General features: G+C 62.8%; 12 protein-coding genes. All 12 read right to left on the bottom strand.

All coding sequences use genetic code 11. From position 1 onward, the window contains the following. Positions 1-42: 42 nt before the first annotated feature. Positions 43-1,458, bottom strand: coding sequence for a branched-chain amino acid transporter BcaP (locus A6764_RS04145; protein WP_065067277.1), 1,416 nt, complete (start codon positions 1,456-1,458; stop codon positions 43-45). A gap of 397 nt (positions 1,459-1,855) precedes the next feature. Then, positions 1,856-5,671, bottom strand: coding sequence for a helicase-exonuclease AddAB subunit AddA (gene addA, locus A6764_RS04140; protein WP_264622410.1), 3,816 nt, complete (start codon positions 5,669-5,671; stop codon positions 1,856-1,858). Next, the gene (gene addB, locus A6764_RS04135) at positions 5,643-9,152 is read right to left on the bottom strand and encodes a helicase-exonuclease AddAB subunit AddB (RefSeq protein ID WP_264622409.1); all 3,510 of its coding nucleotides are present in this window, start codon (positions 9,150-9,152) and stop codon (positions 5,643-5,645) included. Before addB ends, addA begins: the two co-directional genes overlap by 29 nt. Positions 9,153-9,249: 97 nt before the next feature. After that, positions 9,250-12,900: an AAA family ATPase gene (locus A6764_RS04130; RefSeq protein WP_264622408.1), complete on the bottom strand. Its 3,651-nt coding sequence runs from the start codon at positions 12,898-12,900 to the stop codon at positions 9,250-9,252. Next, entirely contained in the window at positions 12,897-14,144 is a 1,248-nt protein-coding gene (locus tag A6764_RS04125; RefSeq protein ID WP_264622407.1) for a metallophosphoesterase family protein, read from the bottom strand. The genes A6764_RS04130 and A6764_RS04125 overlap by 4 nt, the downstream gene beginning before the upstream one ends. Before the next feature lie 221 nt (positions 14,145-14,365). Further along, on the bottom strand, positions 14,366-15,280 hold the full coding sequence (locus tag A6764_RS04120; protein WP_029098238.1) for a COX15/CtaA family protein: 915 nt from the start codon (positions 15,278-15,280) through the stop codon (positions 14,366-14,368). A 105-nt stretch (positions 15,281-15,385) separates the two neighbouring features. Beyond that, positions 15,386-16,321, bottom strand: a complete 936-nt coding sequence (gene cyoE / locus A6764_RS04115; RefSeq protein ID WP_065067279.1) for a heme o synthase — start codon at positions 16,319-16,321, stop codon at positions 15,386-15,388. A gap of 265 nt (positions 16,322-16,586) precedes the next feature. Next, positions 16,587-17,045 (bottom strand): DUF420 domain-containing protein, encoded by a 459-nt coding sequence (locus tag A6764_RS04110; RefSeq protein ID WP_065067280.1) that lies wholly within the window; start codon positions 17,043-17,045, stop codon positions 16,587-16,589. Between the two features lie 36 nt (positions 17,046-17,081). Beyond that, on the bottom strand, positions 17,082-17,984 hold the full coding sequence (locus A6764_RS04105) for a cytochrome c oxidase assembly protein (RefSeq protein WP_029098235.1): 903 nt from the start codon (positions 17,982-17,984) through the stop codon (positions 17,082-17,084). 235 nt (positions 17,985-18,219) lie between these two features. Continuing rightward, positions 18,220-18,537 carry a cytochrome C oxidase subunit IV family protein gene (locus A6764_RS04100; RefSeq protein WP_029098234.1) on the bottom strand — a complete coding sequence of 106 codons (318 nt, stop codon included), beginning with the start codon at positions 18,535-18,537 and terminating at the stop codon, positions 18,220-18,222. Between the two features lie 3 nt (positions 18,538-18,540). After that, a complete protein-coding gene (locus A6764_RS04095; RefSeq protein ID WP_029098233.1) occupies positions 18,541-19,167 on the bottom strand; it encodes a cytochrome c oxidase subunit 3 in 627 nt (208 codons plus the stop codon). Further along, positions 19,167-21,011: a cytochrome c oxidase subunit I gene (gene ctaD, locus A6764_RS04090; protein ID WP_065067281.1), complete on the bottom strand. Its 1,845-nt coding sequence runs from the start codon at positions 21,009-21,011 to the stop codon at positions 19,167-19,169. Before ctaD ends, A6764_RS04095 begins: the two co-directional genes overlap by 1 nt. Between the last annotated feature and the right edge of the window lie 3 nt (positions 21,012-21,014).

Below are 21,014 nucleotides of genomic sequence, written 5' to 3'. Positions count from 1 at the left end.
CGCCCGCTCCGGCATGCCTGCTCGTCAACGTTTGTTCCCGTATTAACACTCGCTTGCGTCTCGGGCCAGCTTGCTGTGACGTCTGCCGTACGCCAGGTAGACCACGGATCCGGCAACCAGCCAGATCAGGAAACCGATCTTGGTCCCGCCAGGCAGACTGTAGATCAGGTAGCTACAAAACAGGATCGCCAGGATCGGCACCAGCGGCACCAATGGCACGCGGAACGCGCGCCGCAGGCCGGGATTGGTCCTGCGCAGCACCAGCACGCCGGCAGAGACGACGATAAAGGCAAACAGCGTACCGATGTTGGTCAGTTCGGCCAGCTTGTGCAGCGGCAACAGACCGCTGAACAGGGCGACGAGGCCGCCCACGATCAACGTGCTTTGACGGGGAACCTGCCGCTTTTCATTGACGCGGGAAAAGATGGCAGGCAGCAAACCGTCGCGGCTCATGGCAAAAAACAGCCGGGTTTGCCCGTACATCATCACCAGCAGCACGGTGGTAATGCCCGTGATCGCGCCCAGGGAGATGAAGCCGGCCACCCAATCCTGATGCACGAACTCCAAAGCAAAGGAAACCGGGTTCTTCACGTTCAACAGCTCGAACGGCACGATGCCGGTCAGCACCAGCGAGACCGCAATGTACAGAACCGTGCAGATCAGCAGGGAGGCGATGATGCCGATCGGCATGTTGCGCTGGGGATTCCGCACCTCCTCTGCTGCGGTGGAGACGGCATCGAAGCCGATGAAGGCAAAAAAGACCGTCGCCGCTCCCGTGGCCACTCCCGCGAAGCCGTACGGCATGAACGGCGTCCAATTGTCCGGCTTCACGTAACCGATCCCCACGGCCAAAAACAGCAGAATGACCACCACTTTGATAAACACCATCACGTTGTTGAATTTCGCCGACTCGCGTGTGCCCATCATGAGCAGGGCGGTGATGACGGCAGTGATCAGTACGGCGGGCAGGTCGATGATCGTGCCCTTTGCCGGATCGTACGCGCTGGTCAGTGCGGTGGGCAAATGAATGCCGAATCCGGCCAGCAATCCCTGCGCGTATCCGGACCAGCCGCTCGCGACGGCGGCGGACGCTACGCCGTACTCCAATATCAGATCCCATCCGAGAATCCAGGCGACCAGTTCGCCAAAAGCGGCATAGCTGTACGTGTATGCGCTTCCCGAAACGGGCACGGTGGAGGCAAACTCAGCATAACAAAGCGCGGCAAACACGCAGGCCAGTCCGGCCAGGACAAAGGAGAGCACCAACGCGGGACCGGCGTATTTCGCGGCGGCCACACCCGTCAGTACAAAGACGCCGGTGCCGATAATGGCCCCGATGCCCAGCATGGTAAGATCAAACGCCCCCAGTGCCTTGCGCAGCGAGCCGTGCTTGCTTTCCGTCTGCTCCAGCATCTGGGAGATCGATTTTTTGCGAAAGAATTGACGCAAGATGTCCATTTCGTATAACCCCCGATGTTTGTGTTCTCATTCACGTATGGTGTGCCTGCCGCCAAAGAACCGGTAAGCCGTACCGGGAACGCCTCTCATTATACATTGTCATATTTATCAGAACAATATTGTAATTAGGATTATATTTTTGTTATCGTTAAAAGATATTTTATCCAAAAACAAAAAACGGTCGCTGACAGACCGATTTTTTCCTTATTATCCAGTTTATTGCGCAACCGGTGTTCTCGTCTGCCCGCAGCGCTGCCCCCTCTTGAATCGGCAACGTTCCGGGCGCCTATTCATAGATTGCAGACGATGCTGCACGTATATACAGGAAATAGTTTCTAGGCAAACAAAACAATCCGGCTTCCCTCTGGAAACCGGATTGTTCTCTTTTCTTTCGATTCTATTGATGTCGGCCGTCGGTTTCGACAGGCACCGCAACCCCGCCCGCCAGCAGATACAGGTAGCTCTCCGCCACCTTGCGCGTCTTGAGAATCTGCTCCACGGCACGGACGTAGAGGCGGATTTGCTCTTCATACCGCCGTTTCATCTCGTCGATAACCGCAGGAGACGGCTCTGCGGCGATCCGGTCCGTCTTGAAATCGATCAGGACCAACCGGCCGTCCGCCTCCTCCAGCAGGCAGTCGATCACCCCTTGGACGATGACGTGCTCGTCGCCCGCCTCGCCGATCTCCGGGTCCACCTCATGGGCGGGCATCGCCATCGTAAAGGGCAGTTCGCGATGGACCTTGGCCGCCTGTTTCATGCGCGCTCCCAACGGGGAAGCGAAAAAGCGGGCAAGGTCGCGGGCGTTTACCGCCTCCGCCTGCTCCTCGGTCAGAAAGCGGCGCAGCACCAGCGACGCGATCTGCTGCCGGATGTCCTGCTCGTCCAGCGGCCGGCCCAGGTCGAGCTGCTGCAGGACCAGGTGGGTTACCGTCCCCAGTTCGGCGCTGGTCAGGCGATGGCGTGCGTCCTCGACGAGAAAGCGCGGTTTCTCCGCAATCGCCGGCAGCAGATAGGGAAAGCCGCCGCCCGTCTTGGCTCGCCGCTTCAGCTCGCTGACCGTCCACTTGGCGGCCACCCGGGACGCGGCCGAATGGGGATCGCTCCATCCCAGCCGGCGTTCGATGAGCGTGCGCAGCGTTTCGTCGGCCGGGCGCTCGGCGATCGGTTCGCGCCGGGTCAGCCGCTCCCAGACGGACTGGCCCTCCGCCTGACCGTCCGATTCCGCCTGCAGCCGATCCGCCAGGTAAAAATGAAACGACCAGCAGGAATCGTCCGGCACCGTGCGGACCGACACCGGTTCGCCGCCGCGCTCGCGCGGGTAGTCCCTGAGCGGCGAAGCCTGCGGGTGCCTGAGCAGCGCGCGGCCCACCCAGTCGAGGTAGCCCTTGGCCTGAATCAGGTCTTCGTCGTCCAGCCGTTCGCCGTCCCCCTGTCGTCCCCAGGCGGTTACGCTTTTCCCCAAATCCTTGGCAGTGCCCACCAGCACCAGCTTTTCCCGCGCCCGGGTCAGGGCGACGTACAGCACCCGCATCTCTTCGGCCAGCATTTCCCGCCGCATCTGCTGCCGGATGCCCAGCGCCGCCAGGCTGGGGTAGCGGACCTGCAGCTCCGGTTCCACCGCCATCGGACCAAAGCCGAGGTCCTTGTGCAGGAGAAACGGGCTTTTCACATCCATGGTGTTAAACATCTTGCCCATCCCGGCGACAAAGACGACGGGAAACTCCAGCCCCTTGCTCTTGTGGATCGTCATGATTCGCACGACGTCCTCGCTCTCGCCGATGGTTCGGGCTTCGCCCATGTCGCTGCCCGCCTCCCGCAGCCTGTCGACAAAGCGCAGAAAGCGGAACAGTCCCCGGTACGAGCCCGCTTCGTACTGCCGGGCGCGGTCGTACAGCGCGCGCAGGTTGGCCTGCCGCTGCTGGCCGTTTTCCAGGGCGGCAACGTAGTCCAGGTAGCCGGTCTCCCTGTAGAGCGCGGCGATCAGTTCGGCCAGCGGTTCCCGCCGCGCCTGCGTCCGCCACCGCTTCAGGCGGCGAAAAAAGCGGTGCAGTTTTTCTTCCCACCCGCACGTCGCCGGCTGTTCTTCGACGTAGCGGTGCACCGCCTGATAAAACGGCCCCGCCGGATAGCGGATGCGGATGTGGGCCAGCTCCTCCTCGCGCAGCCCGACGAGCGGAGAGCGCAGCACGGCGGCCAGCGGAATATCCTGCAGCGGGTTGTCGATCACGCGCAGAAGCGAGAGCATCACTTCCACTTCGGTCGCGTCAAAGTACCCCTCGCTCTGCTCCGCGTAGACGGGAATGCCGGCGGCCCGCAGCTCTTCCATCATCGCCTCGCCCCAGCCGGAGACAGCCCGCAGCAGGATCACGATGTCCCGGTACGCCAGGGGACGCAGCCCGCCCTCTTTTTTGTCGTAGACCAACAGCGGCGCCTCCCCCTCGCCCGGCTCCATCCAGCGGCGAATCCGCCTGGCGATCAGCCGCGCTTCCAACTGGGCCGTGCTGGCCTCTTCAGCCGCCTCACCCGCAGGGGGCAGGCCCGTCTCCTCTGCTTCGGCCTGATCCCCCGGCTCTTCGGGGGCGGCCCGGTCGATCAGATGAACCTCCGGCCGCAGCCTCTCCGGTTCCGATTCCGGGTAGGCGGCGCGGCAGATGAGTTCGGCGGAACGGTCGTAGTCGATCTCTCCCACCCCGGGCGACATGATCTGCCGGAACAGGAAGTTGACCGCGTCCACCACCTCCCGCCGGCTGCGGAAGTTGGCGGCCAGGTCGATCCGTTCGCCGGGACTTTCGCCGCCCGATCCGGCTTCGTCCGCCTCCGTCGCATACGTCAGGTACTTGTCGAGAAACAGCTTCGGCTCGGCCAGCCGGAAGCGGTAAATGCTCTGCTTCACGTCGCCCACCATAAACCGGTTGGCCGCCCCGTGTGTCTCGGCGTCGCGGGAGACCATCCGCAGGATCGTCTCCTGCACCAGATTGATGTCCTGGTACTCGTCCACCAGCACCTCGGCAAACTGGTCGCGCAGTTGGCGGGAGACCGCGGAAGGAACCGTCCGGCCGTCCTCCGTCCGCTCCGTCAGCACCTGCAGCGCGAGATGTTCCAGGTCGCTGAAATCGACCAGCGAACGGGCCCGCTTTTCCCGCTGAAACGCCGCTTCAAACTCGCAGACGAGCCGGGCGAGCGTCCGCATGTGCGGAGCGAGCCGGCGCACATCCTCCAGATACCGCTCGGCCGGCATGGCAAAATACTGTTCCGTCAGCTCGCCCAGCGCCTTTTTCACCTCGTTGCGCAGGTCCTGCACCTGCTCTTTGACCTCGGGGGCCGCCTCCTTGACCGACGGCAGCCTTCCGAACGATACGGCGCGCACCGCCGACTCCGCCGCTTCCCATCCCTGACGGCAGGCGGCGCCAGCCCGAGCGAGCGCGTCCGCCTCCGCCTCCAGCAGCGGCACGTAGGCCTGGGGGCCGTCCGGTGCCGCAGCGAGAACGGCCGCCCTCCGGATTTTTCCCTCCAACGCCCGCAGTTCCAACGCCAGCGACTGCAGGACGCTTTTGGTCCAGGCCAAGCTGTCCAATCCGCCGGGATCGGCCGCTTCAAACATCCCGGCCGCCTCGTCGAGCCAGCGCTCGGGCTCGGGATGGCTGCGGGAAAACTCGTACAGCCTGACCAGGAGCGTCGCGAGCGGCGTGTCGTCCTGGCCGTCCAGGATCAGATCGGCCAGCGCCTGAAACTCCGCGTCCCGCTCGTACCACGCCTCCATCTGCTCGTCCAGCACGTCCTGGCGCAGCAGCTCGGCTTCCATCTGGTCAGCGATGCGGAAATCGGGGTCCAGCTCCACCAGGTAGTAATACTGGCGCAGGAGCGAAAGACAGAAGGAGTGAAGCGTGGTGATCGTCGCCCGCTGCAGCAGCGCCAGCTGCCGCCGCAGGTGGGCGGAGTGGGGCTGCGCCTTCAGCGCCTTGCGCAGGGCGTCGCCGATGCGGTGCCGCATCTCTGCGGCGGCCGCGTTGGTAAAGGTGACCACCAGCAGTTGGTCCACCCCGACCGGATCGCTTTCATCCATGATCCGCCGGATGATCCGCTCCACCAGGACAGACGTCTTCCCGGAACCGGCCGCCGCCGCCACCAGCAGATTGCGGCCGCGCCGCGTAATCGCCCGCCACTGCTCCTCCGTCCACTGCTCAGGCTTGGCCTCTTGCTGCTGTGACATCGTCGTTTCCTCCTTCTTCCGTTTGCTGTTGGCCGGCCAGCATGCTCCACACCTGTTTGTTGTTCCATTTGGGCAGTTGGCGCATCTCCCCGGCCGATTCCGCGTCAAACTGGCAGACTGGTTTGTACGCGCAGAACTGGCATGCGGTCACGGTCCCCTGGACATACGGGGCGATCTGGATTTCGCCGTCGGTCATGCGCTGCCCGATCGCTTCCACCGTCTCCCGCACGTACTGCTGCAGCGCCTGAAACTGCTCCGGGGTGGCGACGGACGAACGGGCCGACAGGCTGCCGTCCTTTTTCAGCTCAAACGGCAGCAGTTCGGACGGCCCCTGCTCCACGTAGGCGTCCATCATCCGCGCCAGTTCCGGGTCGGCCAGCATCAGCCCCTTCATGCGCAGCTTTTTCGCCCGCTCCCTGGCGGCCTCGTCCGGTGTCAGCAGCCGCTTGGCGGTGACGAACGGATCGGCCACCTGGTAGTAAAAGACCCCCGCCGGTTCCGCCTTTTTCCCCAGCCAGGCCTCCGCGTTGGTCACCACTACGTCCAGGTAGACCAAGAGCTGCAGATTGAGCCCGTTCCACACGTCGGAGAGCTGGAGCTGCTTGGGGCCGGATTTGTAGTCGATGACGCGGAGATACGGCACTTCTTCGTCCAGCGACTGGTCCACGCGGTCGATGCGTCCGACGAGCAGCATTTCCGCCCCGTTCGCCAGTTTCAGCGCCAGCCCCGGCAGGTCACCGCCCGGGCCGAACGCCACCTCCAGCCCCACCGGAGCAAACCGGCTGCGCTTGGCGTGTTCCCCCAGCACGTAGATCGCCCGGCCCACGGCCCGCTTCAGTTTGCCGGACAGGTAGCGGTACCGGGCCGTCCGGGTCAGGATGCTGCTCCGCGTGGCCGGCACCAGCTCGTCCACCACCGCGCTGGCGAGCTGCATGCTGTCGGCCTCGGTCAGCCGTCCCCACTCCAGGTGTTCTTCGTTCATCTTTTCCACGGCCCGCTTCAGCGAGGCGTGGAACAGCTCGCCCACGTCAAACCGCTCCAGCTTGTACAGCCGCCGCTCGCCCAGGCGCAGCCCGTGCGAGGAAAAGTGGGAAAACGGACAGGCCTGGAAGCGTTCCAGGCGGGAGACGCTCATTCTCAGCCGCTCGCCGTACAGCGCCCGGCTGGTCTTTCTGTCGAGCGGCGCCGCCCGGTTGGTGTAGCGCAGGCCGGAAAGCAGCCAGCCTTCCCGTGCCGCATCGGGAGAGCAGCGGACAAACCAGTCGTACACTTCCCACCAAAAGACCGGAAGGGTGCCGCTCTTTTTCATTCCCCGCAAAAGCGTCAGCAGATGGCGAAACAATCGGCGCGGGCTGCCGAGCAGAAAGGCGTCCGCCTCCGCCTCTCCGGTCGGCTCGTTGTGGAAAAAGCGGTGAGGCACGTCGGGAAGCACCTCTTTCACGCGCGAAAAGACGGACGACGGCAGAAGCGCCTTGCCCTCCTCGTCAGCCAGGGCGCAGCTCAGCGCCAGGCGCCGGGAGGGGCGCGTCATCGCCTGATACAGCAGGAACGGCTCGGCCATCAGCCGCTGTCTCGCGCTGGGCGCCAGTTCCACCCCCATCTCGGCCAGCCGCTCCCGCTCCGCTTCGTCCAGGATGCCTTCTTCCTTCGGCTTGAGCGGGATGACGCCCTCGTTGACGCCGAGCAGAAACAGCGCCTTGACGTCTGGCTGGCGGGAGCGCTCCATCGACCCGACCAGCACCTGATCCAGCGCCGGAGGCACCAGCCCCAGCTCGATGCTCTCCAGGCCGCTGTCGAGGACGCGGGCATACGTGGCGATCTCCATCTGCTCGTCGCCCATCACCTCCACCACCTGGTCCAAGAGGTTCATCAAGCCGTTCCAGACCTGGCCGTGCACCTGGGCATCCTCCAGGTCGCCCGCCGCTTCCGCCGTCCGCTGCCAGCGCTCCAGCTTCTGCGGGACCTCCAGCGCAGCGAGAAAGCGGTACAACGCGGCCGTCATCTCCCGCACGTTCTCTTTTTCCGCCCGCTTCAGCTCCGCCTCAAACCGCAGCAGCGGAGCGGCGTAGCGGCGCCGCAGGCCGTCCGCCTCGGCGTCTTCGTCCGCCCCCGCCGGTCCGCCGAAGCGCCAGGGGGCCTCCTGCGCCCAGTGGGAGCCGTAAACACCGTGCGCCAGCACGTAGTTTTCCAAAACGTCAACCTGGCGCCGCACCGCTTCTTCCGCTTCCGCCCCCTCCGCCGCTTCCGGCTCCGGACTGATCAGGTCGGTCTTGAAGCAGCGAAATACTGCCTCGTACCGCCACCTTCCGGCGATCACCTCCAAGGCGGAGCGGACCAGTTCCACCAGCGGGTGGTGCATAACGGTCCGTTTCTGGTCCAGGAAGAACGGGATGCCGTAATCGGTAAAGACGGTCGCCACCTCATCCGCGTACGTCCCGATCTCCCGGAGCAGGATGGCCATGTCCCGCCAGCGGTATCCTTCGTCGCGGGCCAGCGCGAGGATTTGCAGCGCCACCGCTTCCACCTCGGCACGCCGGTTGGCGGCCGAGAGCAGCGCCACTTCGTCCGTGCGGGCAGGCGCGGGCGGCGCTCCCGGGCCGCCCCACTCAAAGTAGCGGGCCTCGAGCTGCTTGAGCCACGGACTGTGTGCAAAGCGGACAGGTTCCGTCAGCAGGACGGGCTTCTCCACGGCGACACCCGCTTCTCGCGCCATCGTCTCCAGCGCCCGGTACGTCCGCAGCGTGGGATGAAACAGGCCCAGTTCATCCAGGGACGCGTCCCGCTCGGCCGGATCGAGACAGAGAGCGATTGTCACCCGCTTGGCATGGATCATCAACTGTTCGATCAGCCGCAGCTCCTGATTGGTAAACCCGCTGAAGCCGTCGATAAACACCTCCGCCTGGCGGATGTAGGCCGATTCGCCCACCTTCGCCGCCACGCGGTTGAGAATGTCGTCGGCGTCGCAGTACCCGTCGGCCAGGTAGGCCTCGTACGCGCCCATGATCAGGCGCAGGTCGTGTATCTTCTGGTTGAGCGTGGCGCTCCCCCACTCCAGGTTTTCCGTATGTTCAAAGGTTACCCCGTACGATTTGCACTCGCTGATCAGCCGTCCCAACTGCGCCGCAAATCCGGGCTCCAGGGCGGAGCGGCCAAACACCTGAAGCTGATCCTTGTACCGCTCCAGCAGCAGGCGCAGCACCATGTGCTTGCCCAGGTCGTCCACCTGCATCAGCGTCAGATCGCCCAGCTCCTGCTGCAGGCGGTGGGCCAGCCGGCCAAAGCTGAGAACCTGCGTGCCGATCACGCCGCCCAGCCCGGACAGGGTGGCCAGCGTCTGCTCCGCCTGGAAACTGGCCTGCTCCGGCACCAGCAAAATCATCGGCGAGCCCAGCGGATCCTCCTGCAGGCGCCGGCCGATTCGCTCCAGAATCGTCCGCGTCTTTCCGGTTCCCGCCCGGCCCAGGACAAATTGGACCGCCATCCGTTTCCCTCCTCTTCGCTCTTCCTCGCAACGTGCCATGGCGGACGTACCGGCCTCGCTCCGCTCCCACGGCCGCACCGGTACACGTCCGCCGCCCTTACTCCACTTCCATGCTGATTTTGCTGCCTTCTCCCAGCGGTTCCGCCGGCGTCACGATCAAACGGCGCGGCATGCGCACGCGAATCTCCGGAACGTGGCTGATCACGCCGATCGTAAAGTCGTCCATGCGCAGCCGTTCCAGCGCGTCCATCACCACTTCCAGCAGCTCGGGGTCCAGCGTCCCGAACCCTTCGTCCAGGAAAAAGAACTCCAGGCGGCCGCCGCGCATCTGGATTTCCATGGAAAGCGCCAGCGCCAGCGCGAGCGACGTCAGGAACGTCTCCCCGCCGGACAGCGTGCTGACGGGACGGCGCAGGCCCCCGGCCCCTTCGTCCCGCAGGACGAATTCGCCTTCGTCGCCGATCTCCAGCGCGTAGCGGTTCTTGGTCATCCGCTTCAGGTGATGGGAGGCGTCGCGTGCGATCGAGGCCAGCTTTTCTTCCGCAATGAACTGGACGAATGCCTTTCCTTCCAACAGCTTTTTCAATTCCTCCAGCCTGCTCAGCTCGTCCGTCTCCGCCTCCAGCAGCTTTTGCAGTTCCTGCCACTTGCCGTGGTTCTCCTCGACGGAAGCGTACGCCTGCCGGGCGACGGCCACCTGTTCCTTGGCCGCGTGATACGCCTGTTCCCACTCGTCCCAGGCCTGCTTTGCCGCCAGCCAGTCCTCGCTGCCGACCGTACGGCCGTCCAGCGCCTGCACCAGCCGCTCTTCGTCGTAGCGGAGGCGGGCCCATTCGCTTTCAAAGGCGGCCAGCCGCTCCTGGTACTGGGGCAGCAGTTCCTTTTCCCCGTACAGTTCCCGGACGCGTTCGGGCGTGCCGAGACCGCTCTCCATGAGCGCGCGCTGCAGCGCTTCCGCGGCCTCTGCCCGCTGCCGGGTCAGCACGGCGTACGTCTCCGAGTGCTTGACCAGGTCGTTCTGCACCCGTTCCCTCGCCTCGGTCGTCTGCCTGCGCCGCTCTTCCGCCGACGTGAGCGCCTCGCGCAGCGCCGACAGGGACCGCTCCACGAGAGCGAGGCGCTCGCGGGCCGGCGTGCCGCCGGTTCGCTCCAGCCACTGCGCCTGTTTTTGCTCCCACAGCCGTTTCCGGTCGTCATGCCGTTCACGCAGGGACGCTTCCCGGGCCAGCAGTTCCGCGCGGGCCGCTTTGGCCGTTTCCCGGCGGCTGCGCAGGCGCTGCATCTGCGCTTCCTGTTCGGAGCGAACCTGCTGCAGCCGGGCCGCTTCCCGGTCTTTTCGGCCGATCTCCTCAAACCGCCGCTCGATCTCCTCCACCGGCAGGTCGCCCCGCTTCGCATCGAGCGCCGCTTCCGCCTGGGCGACCCGGAGGGCGGCCGCTTCCAGACGCTCCCGCATCTCCGCCTGCTTTCGGTGAAGCTGCTCCATCAGCACGGCGATCCGTTCGTAGCGGCGGCGCTCTTCCGCCTCCTGTTCACGCAGCGCATCCGCCTGCTGCTGCAGCCGTTCCCGCTCGGCCGCGAGCCGTTCCCGGCGAGCGGCCTGCTCCCGCAGCGCGGCGTCTTCCCGCTGATAGACGTCCAGCAGTTCCTCGATGCTGCCCGCTTTCCACTTGTCGCCGTGGCTCGCGCACTCCTGCCGGACGGCGGCGATCCGCTGTTCCAGCGCTTCCCGCTCTTCCTGCAGCACGACCTGGCGCTGTTCTCGGGCGCTCCGCTCCGCCTTGGCCGCCTGCAGCGCTTCAAAGGCGGTCCTGAGCTGCCGTTCCGCTTCCCGGAGCGCTTCCTCCGCCGCTTTTACCCGTTCCCGCAGTTCGCGGCCGTCCCGTTCGCCGTCCGCTTTGCCGGCGCCGCCGGGCACCGCCTGGGGATGGTGCGTCGAGCCGCAGACCGGGCAGGGTTCGCCGTCCGACAGACGCTCGCGGAGGAGGCGGGCCATGTTTGCTTCCTGCCACCGCTCCCATTCCGCGCGAAGCCGGTCGCGCTCCGCCTGCAGTCGGGCGAGACGCGCGTCTTCCGCCTGCCACGCCGCCTCCAGATCGCGGCAGCGGGCTTCAGCCTGTTCGCCTTCCCGCACGGCGGCCTGCCACTTTTCCTGCCAGACGGCCATCTGCTGAAGCAGGTCCCGCCATTGGCGTCCCACCTGCTTGATCTGCGCCAGCGTATCCCGGGCGTGCTCCCATTCCGCGTCCGACATCAGCGGCTGAGCGAGCTGTTCTTCCAGCCGTTTGCGCGCCTCTGCCAGCCGGGCCGCGCTCGCTTCCCAACTGGCGCGCAGCTTCTCCGCCTCGGCGGATGCCGCCTGCTGCTCCCGTTCCACGGACGCCAGCTCGGCCTCCAGCTCGCGACGCACGTTCACTTCCCGTTCCCAGTGCTGTTTGGCCTCCCGCGCCGCCGTCAAGAGGTCGCGCCACTCCGGCGTCACGGCGGCCGCGGCCAACTGTTCGGCCAGCCGCTGCCACTCGCGTTCCCCGTTCTCGAGCGCCGCTTCGTCCGCGGCCAACTGCCGTTCCGTCTCGGCCAACTGCTCGCTCACCGCCTGCCGCTCCCGATCCAGGACGGTCCACTCGTCTCTTAGCGCCGCCAGCTCTGTCTCCCACTCCGCGGCCTGGATCAGCCTGCTCTTCTGTTCGATCAAGAGCGGTTCTTCCCGCATGAGCGCGCTCTGGCAGCGCTGGTACTCGCTCTCGGCGGCTTCGTGCGCCTGCCGGGCCGCTTCCTGTTCGCGCCGGCTCTGCTCCAGCTTCCGCGCCGCTTCCGTCCAGTCCGCCTCCAGCCGCTCCCACTGCTGCACCAGCGGCCAGAGGCGCACGCTGGCCTCCCATTCGGCGATCCGGGCCTTCCACTCGTCCGCTTCCGCCTGCCGGGCCATCTGCTTGTCCAGCCGTTCCCGCACGCGCTCAAGCTCCTGCTGCCACTGGTAGAGCTGTTCCATCTCCTTGATTTTCCCGGCCAGCTCCTGCTTTTGTTCCGCGTAGACCTGCTCCTGGCGGGCAGCTTCCTCCAGCGCTTCCCTTGCCGCCTGCAGCGCTTCGGGGCCGGCATCGCCCAAGGCCGCCGCCTCCAACTGCAGCTCGTGCAGCCTTGCCCGCGTCTTCTCCAGCGCGGCGCGCACACGTTCATTCAGCTTTTCGCCGTAGATATGTAGATGAAACATCCGCTGCAGCATCTCGTTTCGCTCGCTGCCCTTCAACGTCAAAAAGCGGGAGAACTGCCCCTGCGGCAGCACCACGGCGCGGGTAAAGTCCTGCAGCGTCAGGCCGATCAGCGCCTCCACGGCCGCCGTGGCCGCGTTCGCTTTGGACTCCAGCACCACGTCCGGTTCGCCCGGCGCTTGGCCGCACTGGATGAGCCGCACCTCCGGGGGACGCCGGTTGCCCTTCTTGTCCAGGCCAAATTCCCGCTCGATCGTGTACCGGCGCCGTTCGCCCGCTTTGCCCAGCTCAAAGGTAAACGAGACGAACACCCGCTGCTCCAGTTGGTTCAGCACATCCTTGGGATGGCTTCCCCCGCCCTGCCGGACGACCTGTCCGTACAGGGCCAGCGTGATGGCATCGAGAATCGTCGATTTGCCGCTCCCGGTCGGGCCGAAAATCCCGAACAGCCCGGCCTCGCAGAGCGTCTCAAAATCCACTTCCTGCATCTCCCGATAGCTGTGCAGCCCGGCCAGCTTCAAGCGTATCGGCTTCATCCCGTCTCCTCCTCTCCGGATTCTTCCGCCAGCAGGCGGAGGAACAGATCGACCAGCCGCTCGTCGGGCTGCGCGCCCCGCCTGCGCTCGAAAAAGCGGCGAAACAACTGGTCAGGCTGCAGCTCCGCCAGTTCGGTCCGCGCTTCTTCCCGCTCTTGTTCCCGTTCGCCCTGCACCACCACGCGCCGAATGCTGACAAAATCGTCGCTCAGTTTGCGCAGCCGCTGAAATTCGGCGGGATCGATCACGTCGGACACGTGCAGCTCCAGATCGATCCACGTGCCCGCGTCCCGTCCTTCTTCCAGCCAGCGCTCCACCTGGGCGATGCCCTCCGTTGCCTTCCAGCGGGCCAGCGGCTTGCCGCTTTGCAGGTAGACGATCTCTTCCTGCACCTCCCCGCCGGGAACGATCTCCACCAGCACGACGGCCTTGCTTTGGCCGGCTTCGGAAAAGCTGTACGCGAGCGGCGAACCGCTGTAGCGGATCAGGGGGCGCTCCCCCAGCTTCTGCAGGCGGTGCAGGTGGCCAAGCGCCACGTAGTGCGCCTGCGGCGGGAAGGCATCCGGCGAAACCGTCAGCGCCCCGCCGATCTGAATCGGCCGCTCCGACTCGGTTTCCTTGCCGCCCATGACAAAGAGATGGCTCATCACCAGGTTGACGGTATCCCCGCGAAACCGGCCGGCCAAATCGGCAAACAGCGTCTGGATCCGCTCGGAAAAGGCGAGCTGCATCTGCTCCGGCGTGAATGTCTCACTCAACAGCTCTTTCAGGCGGGATTCCGACGGATACGGCAGGGCCAGCACGACGGCGTGATGGTCGACGTCCGGCACGGCCAGCTCCAGCCACGACGGTCCCCCGTCCACGATGCGCACGCGCTCCGGCGATGCCTCGGGACCGGACAAGAGCGGCGCTTCCTTGGGCAGGCCGAGCAGGACGATCCCGTGCTTGGAGGCGAGCGGCGCGGCCGCGCGAACGCGCTCCGGCTGGTCGTGGTTCCCGGCAATCACGACCACGCCGCGCCGACCTCCCGCCGACAACCGCTCCAGCGCTTCGTAAAACAGCTCTTCCGCCCAGGCAGGCGGATTGACCGAATCGTACACGTCGCCGGCGACCAGCACCAGGTGGACCTCCCGCTCGTCCGCGATCCGGCACAGCTCGTCCACAAACGCGGCCTGCTCCGCGCGCCGGTCGCGCCCTTCCAACTGCCGCCCGAAATGCCAGTCGGCCGTATGTAAAATGCGCATGCTTTCACCCTTTCCCGATCATGTGTTTGCTTTTATTGTAACAAAAGCGAAGCCAGGCGCGGCAAGAAAAAAGCTGCAGCACCCGTTTACCGGACATTTCCGCCGGCCGGTCCGCGCGGCAAGGAGCGGATTCACCGGCTGGTGCCCGAACGAAATCCTCCCAAGCAAAAAGCCGCACACCCGGCACACGGCCGGATGGCGGCTTCGCTCGTTTTCGCTTGTCAGTGGCGAACGGTGGACTTGTGCGGCTGCTTGAGCGACTGCACGCACATGTAACAGATGACGGCAAACAGACAGGTAATGACCAGCGAGTGGAACAGGGTCGCGTACAGGTGCAGCCGGAACAGGACGACCAACCCGCCGCTCAGGATCTGCACCGCCGTCAGCACGAAGGCCAGGATGCTCGCCCCGTACAGGTCGCGCCGCTTCTCCTTGAAATGGCGGACGGCGTAGATCATGGCGCCCAGGACCAGCACGAACAGCAGGGCGGCAGCCGCCCGGTGCGCGAAGTGAATGCCGGTCTGTCCCGCCAGCTCGGGAATCAGTCTGCCCTGGCAGAGCGGCCAGTCGCTGCATCCCATGCTGGAACCGGTATGGCGGACATAGGCGCCCAGGTAGACGACGCCATAGGCGTACGCGGCCACGCCCCAGATGTAATTGCGGAATCCCTTGGAGACGGGCATCTGCACCCATTTCTCCCGCTTGTCTCTCTGCAGCACGAACAGGCTTAACAGAAAGACGCCGGTAAAGGCCAGCAGGGAAAATCCAAAGTGCAGCGCCAGCACCCCGGACGACTGCGGCCAGATCACCGCGGATGCGCCCAGAATGGACTCCACGACGATAAAGAACAAGCCAAAGATGGCCAGGTTGCGCACTTCCCGGTTGCCCCGGTAGCGGCGCCAGGCCATCACGGAAAACACACCGACCACGATGCCGGCGATCCCCGTGACGAACCGGTGCATGTATTCAATCAGCGATTCCAATGTGTATTCCGGGACCCATCTGCCGTTGCAGAGCGGCCAGTCGTTCCCGCATCCCAATGCCGATTCGGTCTTCGTTACCAGCGAGCCGCCAATCATCACGCCCAACATGACGAGCGTGGCAACGACAGCCAGCGGTTTCAGCCATTTTTCCATCTGTGAACACCTAGCTCGAATAAATTATTGTTGTCCCTCTTTACAATAGTAAAACATCCCCCGCCATGCAAGGGATGTTCCGTTGCCATTTGTGAGCGTTGCGTGTCAAAAGTTCGCGATCATCGTGCTGACGACGACGGCCGCGCAGAACACGGTCAGGTACAGAATGGAAAATCCGAACAGCTTGCGCGCCCACGCCAGGTCATCCTTGGCATGGAAGCCCTGATACAGAAATACGATGTACAGCACGCCCATGAACGCCATGACCGCCAGATAGAGATAGCCAACGTTGCCGTACACGAACAGCAGCAGCGAGGCCGGCAGCAGCACGGAGCCCCACAGGAACATCTGCCGTTTTGTCTCGGCAAACCCTTTGACCACCGGCAGCATCGGAATGCCGCCTGCTCGGTAATCTTCCGTTTTCAGCATGGCCAGCGCCAGGAAATGAGGCGGTTGCCACAGGAACAGAATCAAAAACAGCAGCCACGCGCTCGGGTCCATGTTGTTGGTGACCGCCACCCAGCCGATAACCGGGGGAGCCGCACCGGAAACGCCGCCGATCACCGTGTTCAGAGTGGTGACGCGCTTGAGCGGTGTGTAGATCAACACGTAGAAAATATGACCGATCAAGCCCCACACCGCTGCCAACGGGTTGGCAAAGACAGCCAGCACGACCAGACCAACAAGCAGGAACACGATACCGATCAGCAGCGCATGACGGGGCTGAATGCGCCCGGACGCCAGACCGCGGTCCCTGGTGCGTTTCATCTTTTGATCAAGCTCACGGTCGTAGTAGTTGTTCAGTGCCGCACCGGACATGATCACCAAGGCGGTGCCGAGCATGGTGAACAGCGCCAGTTTCCAATCGGGAAAACCGTGGGAAGCCAGCCACAGACCGGTAAATGTAGCCATCAGGTTAGACATGGTGATGCCCGGTTTGGTGAGCTGCACGTAATCGCGCCAAGTTGCCTGCTGCACCGGTTGGGCCTGCATGGCGGAATCGGTATTGAGCGATTCCTGCATCGTCACTTGCTGGTCCACGTTTCGTACCTCCTGTCTCATTTGTGTGCAAACATCCCTTTACATGGGCATACCGCTTCTAGCGAGGAAGCGGCGGCCCGAATCTCTCACATATATTCGTTTCGGCTAATAAATCAGCTTACATTGTAACGAAACAAGTCCTGACAAGTCAACCTGCGGGGTGCGAGAGTGTGCCCGCTTCTGTCGTTTCGCTGCGGTTACCGCAATTGTATCAGAATAAGCAAATCCAAAACGACATCATTCTTGACAAAATTTCAACAGGCGCTTACCTGCCGAAGATGACGTCCAGCACGCCGGCCGTTTCTCCACCCGGATATATCAGGTACAGCAGGGTGTATACGGTTACGCCCGTGATCGCCGAGCCAAACCAGACTACCGAAGTCCAGGGGCCGATTTTTTTGTGCTTGGCATACTGCTTTTTGTACCCGTAGTAGAGGGTAACCAGCCCCATCACGCCCCCCACCGTAGCCAACACGATGTGAAAGAGCAGGAAAATTTGATAGAAGATGCGGATATCGTCCGGACCGCCAAAATGGGTATTGCCCACGAAGGCAGTGCGAGACACGTAGGTGATAAAGAAGAGGGTGGCGAAAATGGCCGCCCATGTCATCAGCTTGATGTGCGTTTCCGTCCGGCGGCAGCGGATGTTATACCAGCCGAACGCGACGAGAATGCCGCTGATGGCAATAAACGACGTGCTGATGGTCGGCAGAATGATCGACATGTCCTACACCTCAAATCGTCCGTTTCTCTCTGTTTGTTACGCGTTTCCCTTGTCGGCGCCGGACGCAGCCAGATCACCCAATTGTGGTCCGGGCGTCTGCTGGTCCATTGGCAAATCGTTCTGTTTCTCCTGTTTATACCATCGGAAGAAGATGTACGCCAGCACCGAGCTGTATACCCCTTCCTGCACCAGCTTCATGATGATGCCGCCCAGGCGCTGGTCCTCGAAGGCGGTATGGCCCGGAAACAGTAGCGGCGCATTCATGTAGCTGTGATAAAGCGGTTCGCCCGCGAAAATGATCAGGGCACAGGACGGCGTAATCAAGACGCCATTGAGGAACAGATACGCCACTTTCCGCAGCCCTTCCAACGGTTTCTCCTGCACGGGAAGCGGGCTCACGATCGGCCACCACATGCAGAAGGCGGCGAGAAAGATTACCGCGTGAATGGCGTTCATCCAATTGTGGTTCTGGGCCGCATAGTCCAGAATCGCCGGAAAGTGATAAAAGGAAAGCAGGCTGTTGAAGAGAAGCGCCGCTACCACCGGTCGGGTACAGAAACGAAGGACGGCACGCACCCCCCGGTTGCGGAAAATGACGGCCCACAGCCAACCCGGAATGCCCAGCATGATCATCGGCGGCAGCGCAATGAACAGCAGAGCCATCTGCAGCATGTGCATGCTGAACAGGTAATGGTGCCCCAGGTAGTTGATCGGACTTCCCGCTGCCGCGTACAGGATCACCATCGCCAGGACAAAGATGGTCTGTTGTTTCCCGGTCGCCGGCTCTGCGCCGGCAAAGCGGCTGCGCAGCGGTCCGGTCACCAGGAAGTACAGGACGACCAAGAGCAGCGTGATCAGCAGGACTTCCGGATTCCACAGATCGGAAAAAGGGCCGATTCCCGTATCGGACGCGTTGTGATGCTGATGGTGGTTATGCATGAATCCCGTCTCCTTTCCTACTAGAAAGGGTGCCCTTCATTCAAACTCCATTATACCGCTGATTTGCGCTTTCTTCCTCTTGTAAAAATGAACAAACTCGGACAAATATTCGGCTGTTAGCAGCGCGTCAGCCTGTTTGCCACCGCTTGCGCTCCCTTGGTGAACTCGTCATCCCCTTGCGGATGCGCAAAAAAAGGGCAGACCAAGAAGTCTGCCCTTCTTTCTGTTTCTGTTTTTACACCCACACCCAGAACACGAACACGATCACGGCTGCCAGCACGAAGAACAGGCCGGCAAAGATCGAGATGCGGGCAAACTCATGCCCCTTTTGGTCCATGTGCATCCAGAAGAACAACTGGAAGAGCGCCTGGACAAACGCCAGTCCGACGATAAAGGGTACGGTAAATCCGCTCGGCACCACCTCATAAGCGACTGCGACGAAAGCCAGGGCGGTGAGCACGAGGGAAGCGATAAAGGCCACAATGTGGTTCTTCGCGCTTTCCTTTTTCACTTTGGGCTTGCGTACTTCTTCATTGTGCGTATGTGCTCCCATCGCTTATCCCACCTTTCCACCGATCATGCCCATGAGATAGACCACGGTAAAAATGAACACCCACACGACGTCGATGAAGTGCCAGTACAGGCTGGCTACGTAAAACTTCGGAGCGGTCACCACGGTCAGGCCTTTTTTGACGGCCGCCAACTGCAGGGTGACGATCCAGAGAATCCCGAACAGCACGTGGCCTCCGTGGAAGCCAACCAACGTGTAGAACGCCGAACCAAACGCGCTGGACGAAATCTTGTGTCCTTCATGGTAGTAGTGCATGAACTCGTAAATCTCCAGGCCGAGGAAGCCGAGACCGAGCAGGACCGTCACGGTCAGCCAGGCCTGCACCTGTTTCAGGTTTTTCTTGTGCATCGCCAGCACCGCAAACACGCTGGTGAGCGAACTGGTCAAGAGCAGCAGCGTCGCAATCGCCACGAGCGGCATGTCAAAGAGCTGCTGCGAAGAAGGTCCGCCGTTGGTCTGGTCGCGCAGAGCGATAAACGTCGCGAACAGCGAACCGAAGAGAACGGTTTCCCCGCCGAGGAAGAGCCAGAAGCCGAGGATCTTGTTCTTCCCTTCCAGGGTGGCTTTTTCCGGTTCGTCAGGCAGAACCGCGTGTACGTGATGTGTAGCCATTACGCCTTAACCCCCTTCTCTTCGATCTCGTCCGGTTCAATGTGATAGCCGGGGTCGTCTTTCAGCGAACGCAGCAGCATGCACGCAAAGTTGATCGCCAAGCCGATGACGACGACCACGTAGTTGTGATACATGAACCCGAAACCGGCGATAAACAGCCCCACAGACATGACGAACGGCAGGAAGGAACCGGACGGCATGTGGATGGAGCCCAGCGGTTCGGCCGGGGTCATGCCTTTGTTCCCCGCCATTTTTTCTACCCACAGCGCGTCCAGACCGCGTACCAGCGGCGTTTGCGCAAAGTTGTACTCCGGCGGCGGAGACGGAATCGACCATTCCAGCGTGCGGCCATCCCACGGGTCGGCCGGAGCGCGTTTGCCGCTCTTCGCGGTAACGGCGACGTTCACCAGGAACAGAATCGTACCGATGCTCATGCCAAACACGCCGATCGTACTGATGAAGTTGCCCAGTTCCAGACCTTGGCCGGCCAGGTAGGTGAAGACGCGGCGCGGCATCCCCATCAGACCCAGGAAGTGCTGCGGGAAGAAGGTCAGGTGGAACCCGACGAAGAACGTCCAGAAGTTCCATTTCCCGAGCGTTTCGTTCAGCATCTTGCCGAACATTTTCGGCCACCAGTAGTAGAGGCCGGCAAACAGACCGAATACGAGACCGCCTACGATTACGTAGTGGAAGTGCGCCACGACGAAATAGCTGTCGTGGTATTGGTAGTCAGCCGGCGGAATCGCCAGCATCACACCGGTCATACCGCCGATGGTGAAGGTCGGAATGAACCCGACGGCGAACAGGTTTGCCGTGGTGAAGCGGATTTGACCGCCCCACATGGTGAACAGCCAGTTGAAGATTTTGATACCGGTCGGCACCGCGATCAACATGGTCGCCAGACCGAACAGCGTGTTGGCAATCGGCCCCATGCCGGTGGTGAACATGTGGTGCGCCCACACCATGAAGCCGAGGAAACCGATCAGCGCGGTCGCGAATACCATGGAGCTGTAACCAAACAGACGCTTTTTCGAGAATGTACTAACGACTTCAGAGATGATACCAAACGCAGGCAGAATCAGGATGTACACCTCGGGGTGACCGAAGATCCAGAACAGGTGCTGCCAGATCAGAATGTTACCGCCGGCATCCGGGTTAAAGAAGTTGCCCCCGAACAGGCGGTCGAACATCAACAGCACCAGACCGACGGTGATCGCCGGGAACGCGAACAGAATCAAGCCGGAAGTCACGAAGGACGTCCAGGTGAACAGCGGCATGCGCATGAAGGTCATGCCCGGCGCGCGCATGTTGATGATCGTCACCAGGAAGTTGATCCCACCGATCAGGGTACCCAGACCGGCGATCTGCAGGCCGAGCACGTAGAAGTCAATGCCGCGGCCGCTGAATTGGTTGAGGGCCAGGGTCGTGTAGGACGTCCAGCCGGCGTCAGGCGCACCGCCCAAAAACCAACTGGTGTTCAGAAGCACGCCCCCGAAGAAAAAGAGCCAGAAACCGAGTGCGTTGACGAACGGGAACGCAACGTCGCGCGCACCGATTTGCAGCGGAACAACCGCGTTCATCAGGGCAAAAATCACTGGCATGACAGCCAGGAAGATCATCGTGGTACCGTGCATGGTAATCAGTTCGTTAAACGTCTTGGCCCCGACGACATAAAGCTCCGGATACATCAATTGCAAACGAATCAGCAGGGCCTCAATTCCGCCGGCCAGGAAAAAAAGGCCGCCGGCAATCAGGTACAGGATCGCGATTTTCTTGTGGTCCACTGTCGTGAGCCAATCCCACAGCCCTGACCGCTTTGGTGCATGAGAAGCATGTGCAGACACGGT

Origin of the sequence: Brevibacillus sp. WF146 (genome assembly GCF_001673705.2) — a bacterium.
Taxonomy (GTDB): Bacteria; Bacillota; Bacilli; order Brevibacillales; family Brevibacillaceae; genus Brevibacillus; species Brevibacillus thermoruber.
The sequence above is the reverse complement of the archived record's forward strand: the minus strand, read 5'-3'. Positions and strand labels throughout refer to the sequence as shown.

What these genes read in the sequence shown, in the direction of transcription:
- addB (WP_264622409.1), bottom strand. Translation starts at nt 9,152, where the DNA reads ATGGCGGTCCAATTTGTCCTGGGCCGGGCGGGAACCGGAAAGACGCGG.
- A6764_RS04105 (WP_029098235.1), bottom strand. Translation starts at nt 17,984, where the DNA reads ATGCATAACCACCATCAGCATCACAACGCGTCCGATACGGGAATCGGC.
- A6764_RS04125 (WP_264622407.1), bottom strand. Translation starts at nt 14,144, where the DNA reads ATGCGCATTTTACATACGGCCGACTGGCATTTCGGGCGGCAGTTGGAA.
- A6764_RS04110 (WP_065067280.1), bottom strand. Translation starts at nt 17,045, where the DNA reads ATGTCGATCATTCTGCCGACCATCAGCACGTCGTTTATTGCCATCAGC.
- addA (WP_264622410.1), bottom strand. Translation starts at nt 5,671, where the DNA reads ATGTCACAGCAGCAAGAGGCCAAGCCTGAGCAGTGGACGGAGGAGCAG.
- A6764_RS04095 (WP_029098233.1), bottom strand. Translation starts at nt 19,167, where the DNA reads ATGGCTACACATCACGTACACGCGGTTCTGCCTGACGAACCGGAAAAA.
- A6764_RS04145 (WP_065067277.1), bottom strand. Translation starts at nt 1,458, where the DNA reads ATGGACATCTTGCGTCAATTCTTTCGCAAAAAATCGATCTCCCAGATG.
- A6764_RS04130 (WP_264622408.1), bottom strand. Translation starts at nt 12,900, where the DNA reads ATGAAGCCGATACGCTTGAAGCTGGCCGGGCTGCACAGCTATCGGGAG.
- A6764_RS04120 (WP_029098238.1), bottom strand. Translation starts at nt 15,280, where the DNA reads ATGGAAAAATGGCTGAAACCGCTGGCTGTCGTTGCCACGCTCGTCATG.
- A6764_RS04100 (WP_029098234.1), bottom strand. Translation starts at nt 18,537, where the DNA reads ATGGGAGCACATACGCACAATGAAGAAGTACGCAAGCCCAAAGTGAAA.